General features: G+C 64.8%; 14 protein-coding genes. 9 read left to right on the top strand and 5 right to left on the bottom strand.

Annotated features, from left to right (window positions below; all coding sequences use genetic code 11):
- Together DU475_RS08860 and DU475_RS08855 are read left to right on the top strand one after the other, a co-directional pair.
- A partial coding sequence (locus DU475_RS08860) for a PLP-dependent transferase (RefSeq protein WP_205524291.1) occupies nucleotides 1-330 on the top strand: 330 nt, incomplete at its 5' end.
- Between the two features lie 39 nt (nucleotides 331-369).
- A complete protein-coding gene (locus DU475_RS08855) occupies nucleotides 370-945 on the top strand; it encodes a TMEM175 family protein (protein ID WP_013502445.1) in 576 nt (191 codons plus the stop codon).
- A gap of 333 nt (nucleotides 946-1,278) precedes the next feature.
- Here the strand turns inward: DU475_RS08855 and DU475_RS08850 are convergent, their stop codons facing one another.
- On the bottom strand, nucleotides 1,279-2,358 hold the full coding sequence (locus tag DU475_RS08850) for a zinc-binding dehydrogenase (protein ID WP_164601278.1): 1,080 nt from the start codon (nucleotides 2,356-2,358) through the stop codon (nucleotides 1,279-1,281).
- Complete coding sequence (gene budC / locus DU475_RS08845; protein WP_164631774.1) at nucleotides 2,355-3,152, bottom strand: meso-2,3-butanediol dehydrogenase; 798 nt, start codon at nucleotides 3,150-3,152, stop codon at nucleotides 2,355-2,357. The genes DU475_RS08850 and budC overlap by 4 nt, the downstream gene beginning before the upstream one ends.
- 83 nt (nucleotides 3,153-3,235) lie before the next feature.
- Between budC and DU475_RS08840 the strand changes: the two genes are divergently transcribed.
- A complete protein-coding gene (locus DU475_RS08840) occupies nucleotides 3,236-4,975 on the top strand; it encodes a thiamine pyrophosphate-binding protein (protein WP_164631772.1) in 1,740 nt (579 codons plus the stop codon).
- Between the two features lies 1 nt (nucleotide 4,976).
- On the top strand, nucleotides 4,977-5,654 hold the full coding sequence (locus tag DU475_RS08835; RefSeq protein ID WP_164631771.1) for a TetR/AcrR family transcriptional regulator: 678 nt from the start codon (nucleotides 4,977-4,979) through the stop codon (nucleotides 5,652-5,654).
- 13 nt (nucleotides 5,655-5,667) lie between these two features.
- Here the strand turns inward: DU475_RS08835 and DU475_RS08830 are convergent, their stop codons facing one another.
- Nucleotides 5,668-6,780, bottom strand: coding sequence for a COX15/CtaA family protein (locus DU475_RS08830; protein WP_164631769.1), 1,113 nt, complete (start codon nucleotides 6,778-6,780; stop codon nucleotides 5,668-5,670).
- Nucleotides 6,781-6,876: 96 nt separating this feature from the next.
- Between DU475_RS08830 and DU475_RS08825 the strand changes: the two genes are divergently transcribed.
- Nucleotides 6,877-7,089 (top strand): DUF2842 domain-containing protein, encoded by a 213-nt coding sequence (locus DU475_RS08825; protein ID WP_047308111.1) that lies wholly within the window; start codon nucleotides 6,877-6,879, stop codon nucleotides 7,087-7,089.
- 78 nt (nucleotides 7,090-7,167) lie between these two features.
- Here the strand turns inward: DU475_RS08825 and DU475_RS08820 are convergent, their stop codons facing one another.
- Nucleotides 7,168-8,055 (bottom strand): DUF6662 family protein, encoded by an 888-nt coding sequence (locus DU475_RS08820; RefSeq protein WP_164631767.1) that lies wholly within the window; start codon nucleotides 8,053-8,055, stop codon nucleotides 7,168-7,170.
- Nucleotides 8,056-8,449: 394 nt separating this feature from the next.
- On the opposite strand from DU475_RS08820, the gene DU475_RS08815 reads away from it, so the two are divergent.
- The 3 genes from DU475_RS08815 to DU475_RS08805 all read left to right on the top strand — a co-directional run bounded on the left by DU475_RS08815 (nucleotide 8,450) and on the right by DU475_RS08805 (nucleotide 11,455).
- A complete protein-coding gene (locus DU475_RS08815; RefSeq protein ID WP_013502453.1) occupies nucleotides 8,450-8,932 on the top strand; it encodes a Dps family protein in 483 nt (160 codons plus the stop codon).
- A gap of 290 nt (nucleotides 8,933-9,222) precedes the next feature.
- Nucleotides 9,223-10,224 (top strand): cytochrome-c peroxidase, encoded by a 1,002-nt coding sequence (locus DU475_RS08810; RefSeq protein ID WP_047308113.1) that lies wholly within the window; start codon nucleotides 9,223-9,225, stop codon nucleotides 10,222-10,224.
- An 85-nt stretch (nucleotides 10,225-10,309) separates the two neighbouring features.
- Complete coding sequence (locus tag DU475_RS08805; protein WP_164631765.1) at nucleotides 10,310-11,455, top strand: NapC/NirT family cytochrome c; 1,146 nt, start codon at nucleotides 10,310-10,312, stop codon at nucleotides 11,453-11,455.
- Between the two features lie 14 nt (nucleotides 11,456-11,469).
- On the opposite strand, the gene DU475_RS08800 is transcribed toward DU475_RS08805, so the two are convergent.
- Nucleotides 11,470-12,513, bottom strand: coding sequence for a polysaccharide deacetylase family protein (locus DU475_RS08800; RefSeq protein ID WP_164631763.1), 1,044 nt, complete (start codon nucleotides 12,511-12,513; stop codon nucleotides 11,470-11,472).
- Nucleotides 12,514-12,640: 127 nt separating this feature from the next.
- Between DU475_RS08800 and DU475_RS08795 the strand changes: the two genes are divergently transcribed.
- A complete protein-coding gene (locus tag DU475_RS08795) occupies nucleotides 12,641-13,834 on the top strand; it encodes a GNAT family N-acetyltransferase (protein WP_164631761.1) in 1,194 nt (397 codons plus the stop codon).
- Nucleotides 13,835-13,852: the final 18 nt, after the last annotated feature.

The following is a 13,852-nucleotide window of genomic DNA, read 5'->3' as shown; positions in this document are numbered from 1 at the left end:
GTCAACTACTCCGGCCTCGCCTCCAGCAAATACGCCGCCCTCGCCCGCAAATATGCGCCGAAGGGTGCAGGTGCGGTGTTCACCTTCAGCCTCAAGGGCGGCTATCAGGCCGGCGTCGACCTCGTCGCCAGTCTGAAGCTGTTCTCGCATCTGGCCAATGTCGGCGACACCCGTTCGCTGATCATTCACCCGGCCTCGACCACCCACAGCCAGCTCGACGACGCCCAGAAGACCGCCGCCGGCGCCGCGCCCAACATGGTGCGGGTGTCGATCGGTATCGAGGACAAGGACGACCTGATCGCCGACCTCGATCAGGCGCTGGGCGGTTAACCGGGAAAGAACTCAGGCAGCGTCGTCGAGGGGGCGGCGATGAGCAGCGGTCATTTCGAACTGCGGCGGCTGGAAGCGCTCAGCAACACCGTATTCGGCGTCGCGATGACGCTGCTGGCCTATCAGGCGCCGCGCGAGAAATTCGCCGGCGCCGACCCGCAATGGCGCGAGCTCTGGCACGTGTACGGCGCCTTCGTCTCGACGCTGTTGCTCAGCTTCATCGTCGCCGGGATGTTCTGGTACAGCCACCAGCAGAGGCTGGCCTACGCCACCCACGCCGGACGCAGCGAGGTGATCGGCAATCTGTTCTTCCTGTTGTCGATCATTCTGCTGCCGGTGACCTGCGGCCTGTACGGCAACAACTACGACTCGCCGAACGTCACTACGCTGTACGGCTTCAATCTGTGGCTGATCGCGCTGTTCAACACCGCGCTGTGGGCCTTTGCCGTCGCGCCGCGCGGCGACTGGCTGAAGCTGGCGACGCCGGCATTTTCCTTGGCGCTGTTTACGCTCGCCGTGTTGGTCTGTCTGGTCGAACCGCGCTGGCCGAAATTCATCTGGCCGCTGGCGTTCCTGTCGCCCGCAATCAGCGCGTGGAGCGAGAAGTGGCGATAGCGGCTCTGCATGACGGCATTCGTTGCCGCGATCGAAGTCGCCGGAGCCGCCGTAACTTGGCGGCCCCGAGGATCGTGACGCAGATCCATTCGAAGAACGGACTGACCAAGGATCTTCAGAGCCTGACTTGAAATGCGGGCAATGAAATCAAGCACTTTCGTTTCAACCCGTCATGCCCGGCCTTGTGCCGGGCATCCACGTCTTGCAGCGAAAACAGCAAGCAAGGCGTGGATGGCCGGGACGAGCCCGGCCATGACGAAACTAATCGTCAATTGAACGGCTTAGGAAAGCTGTTCAATTTGCTGCCCGCATTTCCGGTCAGGCTCTCAGGGACTAAGCCCGGCCGGGATCGACCAGGAGCTTGATGCAGGCGTCGGCCTTCGACAGTGTCGAGAAGGCGGCAGCCACGCCGCCGCGCCCGACCGTCCCGGAGATCAGCGGGGAGACGTCGCACTGTCCTTCCGCGATCGCGTGCAGCGTGGCGGCGAATTCAGCGGGGCTGTAGCCGAACACAAACCGCAACGAGAGCTGTTTGTTGATCGCCAGCGATGGCTCGATCGTATCGCTTTCCATGCAGACGCCGACCACAATGATGGTGGCCGTTGGCGGCGATTTTTCGATCAGTTGCTGCAGCATGCCCGGCACGCCGACGCACTCGAACACGACCGCATCGCGAATTGAGCGCCCCTGCAGGGTCGCGGCGCTGAAGCTCGCCAAAGTGGCGGGAACATCGAGAGCCTCCCAGCGATCGTGCGGCGAATGCTCGCCGGGATCGATCACCACGTCGGCGCCGAGTGCCACCGCAGCGGCGCGGCGGTGCGGTGAGAAATCGCTGGCGATGACCGGACCGATCCCCCGCGCCTTGAGCGCCGCGATGACCGACAGACCGACCGGTCCGCAGCCGATCACCAAGGCCACGCTGCGCGGTGTCAACGGTGCACTGGCAACCGCATGCGCGCCGACCGCCATCGGCTCGGTGAGCGCAGCGCGCGCGTCGTCAAGTCCATTGGGCACCTCGAGCAGCAGCGCCTCCTGCAACACCATTCGTTCGGCAAAGCCGCCGGGAAAGCGGTTCGAGTAGCCGACGAGTTCGTTACCGGCCGGGCCGAATGCGGCCGGCACTGAAACCACCTTGGTGCCCGGAGGCAGCGTCTTGTTGCAGCCAGGACCGTGGTCGATCACTTCGGCGCAGAACTCATGGCCGAACACAACGTCCTGGGACGGGTCGAGGCTGGGGCGTCCGCCGGCGCGGCGCGTGAGTGCAATCATGTGATCGAGATGATGAAGCGCGTGAAGGTCCGATCCGCAAATTCCGCAAACCAGCGTCTTCACCAGCACCTGGCCCTCGCCCGGTGTGACTTCGGCGATGTCCGTGTCGACCAGTTGGCCGTCACGCCTGACTACGGCCTTCATTGAACGGCGCCCATCACCTTCGGCAGATTGGGTTGTCCGGTGTGCGCGGTCAATCCGCCATCGACCGGCACGGAAACGCCGGTGACATAGGACGCGGCATCAGAGGCGAGGAAGGCGATGACGTGCGCAATCTCCGCTGGCCTGGCGAACCTGCCGATCGGCACCCGATCTTCCCAGTCGGCCCGCAGACCCGGGATGCCCTGAATTCCGGCGAGGATCGGGGTGTCGACAGGACCGGGGCACACCGCATTGACCCGCACGCCATCGCGCGCATGATCGATTGCTGCAGTGCGGGTGAAGTTGATGACGCCGGCCTTTGCGGCGTTGTACGCAGCGAAGCCGAAATCACCGGCCAAGCCCGAGGCCGAGGCGGTGTTGACGATCGCCCCTGCCCGCTGCGCGACCATCACCGGCAGCGCCGCTTTGCAGCCGAAGAACACGCCATCGAGATTGATCGCGAGGACCTTCTTCCAGTCTTCGACCGGCAGTGCAGCAATCGATGACAGGCTGCCAATCCCGGCGTTGTTGACCAGCACATCGAGCCGCCCGAAGGCGGCTACCGCGCCGTCGATCAGCGCTTTCACCGATCCGAAATCGGACACGTCGGTGATGATGAACCGTGCGCGTTCGGCCCCGAGTTCAGCCACCAAGGCATTGCCCGCCGCTACGTCGAGATCGCCGATCACCAAGCTCGCGCCTTCCGCGTGAAGAAGCCGCGCGGTCGCAGCGCCGATGCCGGATGCTCCGCCTGTGATCACCGCGACTTTTCCACCAAAGCGCGTGCGCTCATTCATCCTCTTGTCCTCCCCGTTCGATGTTTATAATTATAGGCCACTATAATAACAGCGCTGCAGACGCTGCAACAGGGAGGAATGAGATGGCAGAACAAGATCGCCTGGTCGGCGGACAATTGCTGGCGAAGACGCTGAAGGCCGCTGGTGTAAGCCAAGCGTTTGCGCTGCACGGTGGCCATCTCGAAGCGCTGCTCAAGGGGTGCATCGAGGAAGACATCGCCCTGATCGATTTCCGCCACGAGTCGTCGGCCGGCCACGCTGCCGATGCGTATGCGCGTGCGACCGGCAAGCTCGGGGCCTGCCTCGTCACAGCCGGGCCCGGCTTCACCAACGCACTCTCGGCGATGACCAACGCGCAGCTCGATGGTTCGCCGGTGCTGTTCATCGTCGGCGCGCCGCCGCAGCGCGAGATCGAAACCAATCCGCTGCAAGGCGGGATCGATCAGGTTGCGATCGCGCGGCCGGCGGTGAAATGGGCGTTCTCGATCCCCAGCACGGAGCGGATCGCCGATCTCACCGCGATGGCGATCCGCAAGGCGATGACGTTGCCGCGGGGTGCCGTGCTGCTCGAAGTGCCGATCGACGTGCTGCATATGAGCGTCTCCGCTTCGCGCGCCACTCCTCCGGCCGGCGTCGGTGTCAATCCGCGCCCCGCGCCCGCCCCGGCTGAGGTTACGCGATTAGTCGAGCTGCTGCGGGCGGCCAAGCGCCCCGTGCTGATCGCCGGCAATGGCGCTGCCAATCACGAAACGGCGGAGGCGCTGCGAGCACTGTGTGCCAGAGTGCCGTTGCCGGTGTTCACCAAGTCGCTGGCGGCCGGCATCCTGCCGCCGGGCCACCCCTGCAATGGCGGTGCGGCCGGCAACCTCGCCTTGTTGCCGATGCTGGGGATCAATCGGCCGGATCTGGTCATCCTGCTGGGCGGCAAACTCGGCCTGCTGCTCGGCGGACGTTCAGGCGTTGTGGTGCCGCATGGCGCAACCCTGGTGCAGATCCACGGCGATGCGGCCGAGATGGGCCGGATCCGCGACGTCGATCTGGCCATCCTGGCGGACTGCACCGAGGCGACGCGCGCGCTCGACGCTGCTCTGAAAGGCGACCAGTTCAACGAGTTGGAAGGGTGGCGGGCGAAGGCGGTCTCGGCAACCGGGCTGTTTGCCACGATGTTTCCCGATCGTGAGACCACGCAAGGCATCCATCCCTACCACGCGGCTCGTGCGGTCGCCGAAGCCGCTGGGCCGGGGGCGATGTATGTGTTCGATGGCGGGGAATCCGCATCATGGGGCGCTGCGGCAGCGGTGGTCGATCGGCCGGGGGCGGTTATCAGTCACGGCTATCTCGGCTGCCTGGGGATCGGACCCGGGTTCGCGATCGGTGCCCAGCTCGCAGCTCCGGACCGCCGGGTGATCCACCTGACCGGCGATGGCGCGTTTGGATTCCACCTCCAGGAACTCGACACCATGGTCCGGCACCGCTTGCCGATCGTCACCGTGGTTCTCAACAATGAAGTGTGGGGAATGTCGATCCACGGCCAGCAAATCATGTTCGGCAGCAACTATCATGTGATCTCGAAACTGGGTGGAACGCACTTTGCCAACATCGCTCAGGCCTTCGGTTGTCATGCCGAGCGTGTGACCCGGTTTGCCGACCTCGCGCCGGCGCTGGAGCGCGCCTTCGCCAGCAGCGGACCGGCCTTTATTGAGGTGATGACGGATGCCGACGTGGTCCATCCTGTGACAGTGGCGATGCTCGGTCAGGTTCAGGAGGGCAGCAACGACGTGTTGATTCCCTACTACGAGAACATCCCAGCAGACACGGCATGAGATGACGCTATCGACAACCACTCTGGAATCGCGGCGGCGCGGGCTGGTCACAGCCGCGCACGCCCTGATCCGCGAATCCGGCGGGGCCGGGTTTTCAATGATCCAGCTCGCCAAGCGCGCGGGCGTGAGCCCGGCGACGCCCTACAATCTGGTCGGGACAAAGGCCGACTTGTTGCGGCTGATCGTTCGGGACGAGTTCGCCGCGTTCGAAACCCGCCTCGCGACCCGGTCCCCGGGATCGCCGCTCGCCCAACTCGAGGCGGCCATCGATCTGGTGGTGAAGCACTATTGCGCAGAGCCTGCGTTCTATCGCGGTCTCTACGCCGCGATGCAGGGTGAGCACGCCGCCGAGCTCCGGGGAATGATGCTTGCCGAAGGGCAGCAATTGTGGTGCGCGATAGTGCGCGCCGCAGTCGACGCCGGTGAAATCGAGCGCGTCGTCGATGACGAGGCCTTCACCGAGGTACTGCTGCGTGCGATGGCCTCGACCACGGAGGCCTGGCTCGCCGTGAACTGGAACAGGAAGCGCTTCGCCCAGGAGATGCATCTGGCAACGCGCCTGCTGCTGCTGGGCGTCGTCACCAAAACCGCTCGCAGCCGGATTGCTGCTGAACTCTTATCGTCGCGTCGAACCGGTGCGCGAAAGCCCGCGCGAACGAGCAGGACCGCGAAGCCGTAGCCGGCCGCAGCGACTATGCCGACGGGAATGGCTTGGACGGGACCGCCAGTTGCGTGGCACGGCCGCGATCGAGCGCGGTGCGATCCACTCTCGTCGCCGTCAGCCGTTCCGCCTGCAGCACCGCCAGCGTCAGCACCACCAGCGCCATCGCCTGATGCGCCAGGGCGAGATCTATCGGCGCGGCGTACAGCACAGTGAGGATGCCGAGCACGGCCTGCGCGGTGAGCGCCAGGAACAGCAGGACCGCGCCGCGCGCCGCGGTCCCTGCCGCCGTCCGCAGCGCGTCGATCATGTGCAGCGCCGCCAGTGCCCACAGCGCATAGGCCAGCATGCGGTGATCGAACTGTACGGTGAGATGATTGTCGAACAGATTCTTCCACCACGGGGTTTCGAACCACAGCCGGGCCGCGTCCGGGATCAGCGCGCCGTCGATCTCGGGCCAGGTGTTGTAAAGCCGTCCGGCGCGCAGGCCGGCGACCAGCGCGCCGGCAAAGAGCTGCACGAACGTCAGCCCGAGCAGAACCAGAGCCGTCGCCTTCAGCCGGAGCGGTGCCGCGACGCGAACCCGGTCCGTCATCCGGCACACCGTCCACACGATCGCCGCGTAGATGATCAGTGCCAGCGTCAAATGGATGGCGAGCCGGACCTGCGACACTTCGGTCCGCTGCGACAGTCCCGAGGCCACCATCCACCAGCCGACCGCGCCCTGCAGCGCGCCGAGGCCGAAAACGATCCACAGCGCCCGCGTCCATCGCGGACCGATCGCGCCGCGCCACAGGAACCAGAGGAACGGCAGCAGATAAACGATGCCGATGACCCGGCCGAGCAGCCGGTGGCTCCATTCCCACCAGAAGATGGTTTTGAACTGATCGAGCGTCATGCCGGCGTTCAGTTCGCGATATTGCGGGATCTGTTTGTAGCCGTCGAACGCGGCTCGCCACTGCGCCTCGCTGAGCGGCGGCAGCGTGCCGGTGACCGGCTTCCATTCGACGATCGACAGCCCGGATTCGGTCAACCGCGTCGCGCCGCCGACCAGCACCATCACTCCGATCAATCCCGCCACCAGCAACAGCCAGACTCGCACCGCGCGGGCTCGTGAGGGTGGCGGCGCCGCGGCGATGGTCATAAAGCATCCCTTGAACGGATTTTTCCGCACTCTATAGTCCGGCCGTTCTTACGCGCAAGGCGTTGCGAGAACGCATCAACGGCGTGTGAGCGAGAGATGAATATTCGAACCCGCAAATTGATCGGAACCGTCGGCCTGCTGCTGCTGGCGATCGTGTGGTCGCTGACTGCAATGGCGTTCGCGCAAGTCCCTGTGATCGCCGAGTCCAAATGGTTGCAGGCGATCTACTACATGGTGGCGGGCCTCGGCTGGGTCCTGCCCGCGATGCCGCTGGTGACCTGGATGTCGCGTCCCGACCCTGCCGAATAGGCAATGATCTCATGAATGAACAACGCCGCCACCGGGCTCACCGATGGCGGCGTTGTCGTTTGTCGTGAGGCGGGCGGCTCAGAACAGATAGTTGAACCGCAGCATCGCCTGGTGCCGCTCGAAATTGTCGAGGTCGAGGTGCCGCGGATCGTCGCAGGCCTTGCCCGCCACCTGGGTGCTCCAGGTCCCCGACAGGCCGATCCTGTCGGTGAGATGTGCCGAGAAGGTCGGGCCGACATAAACCGCGTCGCCGGAGAAGCGGTCGAGCCCGAGCCCGCCATAGGCCCGCACGTAGCGCGCCTCGGCGCCGACGATCAGCATTGAATTGACCTTGTACGACAAGGCGCCCTGTACGGCGAATTCCGAGTCGTGCGACCAGGTATTGGTGAGATCGCGCGAGGCTCCGCCCGAGTACCAGAGGTTGAACGCGGCGAACAACGTGCCGCGGATCAGTTCCTTGTCCATCAGTGCAGCGAATTCGGTGCCGTAGATCTGAGCGTCGAAGCCGGTCAGCTCGTCGACCCGGTTCCAGCCGGGCGCGGCGTGCAGAGTCAGGCCGAACGGCATCACGTCGCGGTCGAGCAGCTTGTAACGGAACTCCATCGACGCACCGGCGACCGCGGTGCGGCGGTTGTCGATCATGCCCGGCACGCCGCTGATCTGGGTCGAAGCGAAGCTTACGCCGGGAGCGACGCGGAAATTGTCAGTCAGCGTGAACTTGACCTGCGACAGCACGCCGACGCCAGTGTAGGAGCCAAACCGCCGTCCGAACCGGCCGACGTTCTCGATCTCGAGTTCGATCTCGCCCTTCTTGCCGATATCCGAGCCCATGCTGAAGCCGAAGATGTGCTCGGTGTCGACATCGTCGTGCGCCGCCTCAGCCGGTGCCGCCAGCGCGGTTGCGGTCTGTGACGGCCCCTGCGCATACGTCAGCCAGCCTGGCAACTCCTCGGCCGACGCTGCCATCGCAGTTACTGCCAGTCCCCCGACCGCTGCCGCAAGCGAAGCCTTCAGCCTCCGACCCCGACCGCCGCGGCGATGCGACGCGGTATTGCACCCAATCATTAGTAGCCCCCGATGAATTCCATCGGTCGACTAACTGCAATTGCTAACGCGTCGCGGTCAAAGCATTTTGTTTACAGGCCCTGTAAATGCGAGGCGTATGAAAATTGATTGATGACAATGATTAGTAATTGCGTACCGCATCACGTTGCCAATGATCGCGGCGGACAACATTTCAGGCTGATTTCGGTGGTTTTCGGGGTATTTTCCCCTTGCCCCACGTCGGGCGCGTTACCGTCAGACGGTATATATCTACGGCGGCCGGCTCACGCCGGCTCGCTATCAACAAGGACCGCACATGACCAAGCCTGCGAAGATCAATATCGGTATTCCTGAAGACAAGCGCGAGAAGATCGCCGGCGGCCTGTCCCGGCTGCTTGCCGATTCCTACACGCTGTACCTGATGACGCACAATTTTCACTGGAACGTCACCGGACCGATGTTCAACACGCTGCACGCGATGTTCATGACGCAGTACACCGAGCAGTGGACCGCGCTCGATCAGATCGCCGAGCGGATCCGCGCACTCGGCTTCCCGGCGCCGGGCACCTACAAGGAGTTCGTCAAGCTGGCGTCGATCGCCGAGGTCGAAGGTCAGCCGAAGGCGTTGGAGATGGTCCGGCACCTGGTGTCGGCGCAGGAAGCCACCGCCCGCACCGCACGCGAGCTGTTTCCGCTGGTCGAGGACGCCAACGACCAGCCGACCGCCGACCTCCTGACTCAGCGGCTCGACGTCCACGAGAAAACCGCCTGGATGCTGCGCAGCCTGCTCGAAGACTGACCCGGGCCTTGGTGACAAAGCGGCGGTCCGGAGTGTCCGGACTGCCGCTTTTGCAAATGCGAATACGTCTTTGACTTTCGGCTAAGGCAGCCCTCAGGGATGCCCGAGCGACAAAAAACCGCAGCCATTCCCGGTAGTTGGACGAGGCGGAAGCGGTGTTGTGCGGCGCCGCGTTTGACCCCGATCAAAGCAACGCATTGCGAATAAGAATTACTCTAGCGGCACTTCCGCATCGTCGCGGAGCGACCGTCGGTCCCCCCTTCGATGCCAATCCTGCCGTGGGGGTTCTCATGAAAATCGCACATACGCTGCTGCTGGCGACGGCTTTGTCCGTCACCTTGTCGGTCCCTGCCCGCGCAGCGAGCGACGAGCCAATCTCGCCGATCAAGCCGGCGGTGGTGAAGGATCAGAAACTGGTCGAACTCGGCAAGAAGCTGTTCTTCGATCCGCGACTGTCGAAGTCCGGCTTCATCTCCTGCAACTCGTGTCACAACCTGTCGATGGGCGGGTCGGACAATCTGAAGACCTCGATCGGCCACAACTGGCAGAAGGGGCCGATCAATTCGCCGACGGTGCTCAACGCCAGCCTCAACGTTGCGCAGTTCTGGGATGGCCGGGCGCTGACCTTGAAGGATCAGGCCGGCGGACCGATCGCCAATCCGGGCGAAATGGCGTTCACCCACGAATTGGCGGTCGACCTGCTGAAGTCGATCCCCGGCTACGTCACCGAATTCAAAACCGTGTTCGGCCAGAACAGCACGGTCGATATCGACGAAGTGACTCGCGCGATTGCGGCATTCGAAGAGACGCTGGTGACACCGAACTCGCGGTTCGACAAATGGCTGAAGGGCGACAAGAAAGCACTGACGCCGACCGAGCGCGCCGGCTACGAGCTGTTCAAGGATTCCGGCTGCACCGGCTGTCATAACGGTGCAGCCGTCGGCGGCAACACGTTCCAGAAAATGGGCGTGGTCGAGCCGTACAAGACCGACAACCCGGCCGAAGGCCGCTTCGCCGTCACCAAGGAGGAAGCCGACCGCTTCAACTTCAAGGTGCCGACGCTGCGTAACGTCGAACTGACCTACCCCTACTTCCACGACGGCGCGGCGCAGACGCTGTCCGACGCGGTCGATACCATGGGGCGGATTCAGCTCGGTAAGAAATTCACGCCGGACGAGAACGCCAAGATCGTCGCCTTCCTCAAGACGCTGACCGGCGACCAGCCCGACTTCAAGCTGCCGATCCTGCCGCCGTCGAGCGACAAGACGGTGCCGCCGAAGCCGTTCGACTGAGCGCGGTCGCAAAGATGTGGCGCGGACGGCGGAGCTCAAACGCCGTCCGCTCGCCGCGCCCAAGTCGCTACGACGGAACCTTGTCATGACGTCGATCTGGAGCCGACTGGCGCGGCCCGGCCCGCTGGCGCTCGTCGTGCTGCTGGCCGCTGCCGGCGGCGTGGTCGCCTGGGGCGGCTTCAATACCGCAATGCACGCGACCAACAGCCTGGGGTTCTGCACCTCGTGTCACGCGATGCGCGACAACGTCTATCAGGAATACAAGACCACCGCGCACTACACCAACCGTTCCGGCGTCCGCGCAGTCTGCGCCGATTGCCACGTGCCGCGCGATTGGGGCCCGATGCTGATCCGCAAAGTGACCGCTACCAAGGAGCTGTATCACTGGGCGATCGGCAGCATCGACACGCGCGAGAAATTCGAGGCGAAGCGTCATGAACTCGCCCGCCACGAATGGGACCGGATGCGTGCCAACGGCGGCCGTGAATGCCGCAACTGTCACGCCTTCGACGCGATGGACTTCCACAAGCAGACCCCGAAGGCAGCGAGCGCGATGCAGGACGCGATGAAGGCCGGCAAAACCTGCATCGACTGCCACAAGGGCATCGCCCACAAGATGCCTGACGTCACCGCCGGACATCGCAAGGCGTTCGCCGCGCTGCAAGCCGATGCCGGCAAGCTCGTCGTGACGCCGGGCACGACGCTGTACGCGATCGGTTCAGTGCCGCTTCGGCTCGGCGATACCGAGCAGAGCGCCGGCGAACTCGCCGCAAGCACCGCGGTGACGGTGCGCGCGGTCGGTCCCGACCGGCTGACGCTGGAATTGACCGGCTGGAAGCGCGAGGGATCGCCCGAGCTGCTCTATCAACGCTTCGGCAAACGCATCCTCGCCGCAACCCTGACCGAGGCTGCACGGACGCAAATCGAGACGCTGGACAGCGTCACCGACGAGGACACCGACGATCACTGGACGCGGGTGCGGCTCGTGGTCGGCGCCGCGCCGGGGCGGTTCGTGACTTCCCGTGACTCGCTATGGACGCTGGCGGCGCGGATCGAGGACGACAATTGCACGCTGTGCCATGCGCTGAAACCGCCGCGCAGCGCCAAGGCCGACGCCTGGATCGGCCACGTCAACGCAATGAAGCGGCTGACCGCCCTCGACGGCGAGGAAGTCGCACTGCTCCGCGCGTATCTGCAGAACCACGCCAAGGATGTCGCGCCGGCGCCATGAGCCGGTGCCGCGCCCTACCCGCTCGGCCCGATGCCGCGCGCTGCTCCCGGCATCAGACCCGACAGAATCACCCGCAGGCCGCGCAGCGAGTGCTTCCGGCCGTCCCAGGCAATCCGCGGCAGCGCCAGCGGATCGAGCGCGCCGCGACCGATCACACCGGGAAGCGTGGTCACCGCGCTGGCGAACCGCTGCTCTTTCGCCGAGGCGACGTGCTGCGGTCCGAAGCTGCCGCGGTCTCCGAACGGATATGCGAGATGCGGCGCATCGCGGCCGAGCGCCGCCTGAAGCACCGCGCGGCCCATCGCGATCTCTTTGCGCGCTACCACGTCGGACAGATTGGCGAGCACCGGATAGTTCACCGTGGCGCTGCCGATGGTGACGCCAGGGTCTGCTGCAAGCCGGCCGATGTCGTCCCAATCCATCACCGCCTCGCGCGTCACCGCGGCGAGATCCACCGAATAGCGCTTGCACAGATCCTGGATCGCCGCGGTCAGCGCTGCGGGTGCCATCGTGCGCAGCCAGCTTGCGAGAAAGTGAAACACCTGCACCTTGTCGCAATGGCGCGCAGTGTCGAACCGACGCTCGCTATGATCGATCAGTAGTGCGAGCCGATCGCTACGCGCGATCACTTGCTCGAGCGCCAACCACCAGGCTTCGCCGACCCCGTCGGGAAACGCGGTCGGCAGATACACCGTGAACGGCACGCCGTGCCGCGCCAGGATTGGATAGGCGTAGGTGGCAATGTCGCGCGAGCCACCGTCGAACGTCAGGCAGACGAAACGCCCCGGCGATCCGCCGCGCGCGCTCCGGGCGCACGCCTCGTCGATCGAGATCACCGGGCAATTCCACCGCGTCAGCGCGCGCAGCAACCCGTCGAGAAACTGCGGCGTGACCTCGCGGGCGCGCAGCGGCTGAAACCGGTCGCGCCGCGCCGGTCGGACCCGGTCGAACCGCAGGATCACCCCGGCGCCACGGCCGTTCCATTCCGAGGCCAGCGCCAGACCGCTGAAATACGTGAATTGCAGTCGTGACGCCGTCCACCAGCCGTTGTTCGACAAGGCTATTCCCTCGCGGCCTAGCGATCGCCACCAGTTTGGTGAAGAGTCATTACGCTTTGTTGAGATTTGTTTGTAAAGGTCCGCACGTGCTCGTATCGCACTCTGTTTACTCTCATTGGACTGCCGGATGACGATGATGGCCGTGCTGACTGAAGCCCGGACCGCCGATCGCGCGGCTGTATTGCGGAGCCGGATCGCCCGCGTCGAGGTCGTTCGCGACCTCGCGGCCGCCGAGCCGGTCTGGCGCATGCTCGAGCAGACTGGCCAATACTCATCGCCATACCAGCGGTTCGATTTCCTGAGCGCCTGGCTGCGCCATGTCGGAAACGCCGAGCGCATCGAGCCGTTTGTCGTGATCGCGCGGGATGCGGAGGATCAGCCGCTGCTGCTGATGCCGCTCGGTGTCGAACACAAGTTTGGTGTCCGCGTGGCGAGTTTTCTCGGCGGCAAGCACGCGACCTTCAACATGCCGTTATGGCGACGTGATTTCGCGCTCAGCGCCGACGTGTCCGATCTGGAGGCGCTGCTCGATGGCCTGCGGAGGGCTGGCGGCGCCGACGTGCTGGCTCTGCAGCAGCAGCCGCTGCGCTGGAACGATCTGCCCAATCCGCTGGCGCAACTGTCGCACCAGGCTTCGGTCAACGATTGCCCGGTGCTGCTGCTGCCGGTCGGGGCCGCGGCGAACGACCTGATCAGCAACTCGTTCCGCCGCAGGCTCAAGGGCAAGGAGCGCAAGCTGCAGGATCTGCCCGGCTATCGCTACGGCCAGGCCCGCACCCAGGCCGACATCGACCGGCTGCTCGAGGCGTTCTTCCGGATCAAGCCGGTTCGGATGGCGGCGCAGAATCTGCCGAACGTTTTCGCCGAACCGGGTGTCGCCGATTTCATCCGACAGGCCTGCGCCGCTGAGCTCGCCGGCGGCGGCCGGGCGATCGAGATTCATGCGCTCGAATCCGACGCCGAGATGATCGCGATGTATGCGGGTGTCGACGACGGCAGTCGCTACTCGATGATGTTCAACACCTACACGCTGTCTGAAGCGGCACGCTACAGCCCCGGCCTGATCCTGATGCGTCACATCGTCGATCACTATGCGGCGCTTGGCTATCGCCGGATCGATCTCGGCATCGGCTCGGACGACTACAAGAAGCTGTTCTGCAAGGATCTCGATCCGATCTTCGACAGCTTCGTCGCCTTGACCGGACGCGGCCGGATCGCCGCGCCAGCTCTGGCGGCGTTGGGGCGCGGCAAGCACGCGGTAAAGCACAGCCCTGCCCTGATGCGCATGGTGCAGCGCCTGCGCGCGACGCTGCCGCGCTGAAGCGCGACGTCACCGAAC

The sequence above is a fragment of the Rhodopseudomonas sp. WA056 genome (assembly GCF_010906995.1).
GTDB lineage: Bacteria > Pseudomonadota > Alphaproteobacteria > Rhizobiales > Xanthobacteraceae > Rhodopseudomonas > Rhodopseudomonas palustris_G.
Note: the sequence above shows the minus strand (reverse complement) of the source record. Positions and strands in the feature narration are given on the sequence as shown.

Excerpts from the sequence above, each read along its gene's own strand:
- DU475_RS08855 (WP_013502445.1), top strand. The coding sequence starts at position 370 with ATGAGCAGCGGTCATTTCGAACTGCGGCGGCTGGAAGCGCTCAGCAAC.
- DU475_RS08850 (WP_164601278.1), bottom strand. The coding sequence starts at position 2,358 with ATGAAGGCCGTAGTCAGGCGTGACGGCCAACTGGTCGACACGGACATC.
- budC (WP_164631774.1), bottom strand. The coding sequence starts at position 3,152 with ATGAATGAGCGCACGCGCTTTGGTGGAAAAGTCGCGGTGATCACAGGC.
- DU475_RS08840 (WP_164631772.1), top strand. The coding sequence starts at position 3,236 with ATGGCAGAACAAGATCGCCTGGTCGGCGGACAATTGCTGGCGAAGACG.
- DU475_RS08835 (WP_164631771.1), top strand. The coding sequence starts at position 4,977 with ATGACGCTATCGACAACCACTCTGGAATCGCGGCGGCGCGGGCTGGTC.
- DU475_RS08830 (WP_164631769.1), bottom strand. The coding sequence starts at position 6,780 with ATGACCATCGCCGCGGCGCCGCCACCCTCACGAGCCCGCGCGGTGCGA.
- DU475_RS08825 (WP_047308111.1), top strand. The coding sequence starts at position 6,877 with ATGAATATTCGAACCCGCAAATTGATCGGAACCGTCGGCCTGCTGCTG.
- DU475_RS08820 (WP_164631767.1), bottom strand. The coding sequence starts at position 8,055 with ATGGCAGCGTCGGCCGAGGAGTTGCCAGGCTGGCTGACGTATGCGCAG.
- DU475_RS08815 (WP_013502453.1), top strand. The coding sequence starts at position 8,450 with ATGACCAAGCCTGCGAAGATCAATATCGGTATTCCTGAAGACAAGCGC.
- DU475_RS08810 (WP_047308113.1), top strand. The coding sequence starts at position 9,223 with ATGAAAATCGCACATACGCTGCTGCTGGCGACGGCTTTGTCCGTCACC.
- DU475_RS08805 (WP_164631765.1), top strand. The coding sequence starts at position 10,310 with ATGACGTCGATCTGGAGCCGACTGGCGCGGCCCGGCCCGCTGGCGCTC.
- DU475_RS08795 (WP_164631761.1), top strand. The coding sequence starts at position 12,641 with ATGACGATGATGGCCGTGCTGACTGAAGCCCGGACCGCCGATCGCGCG.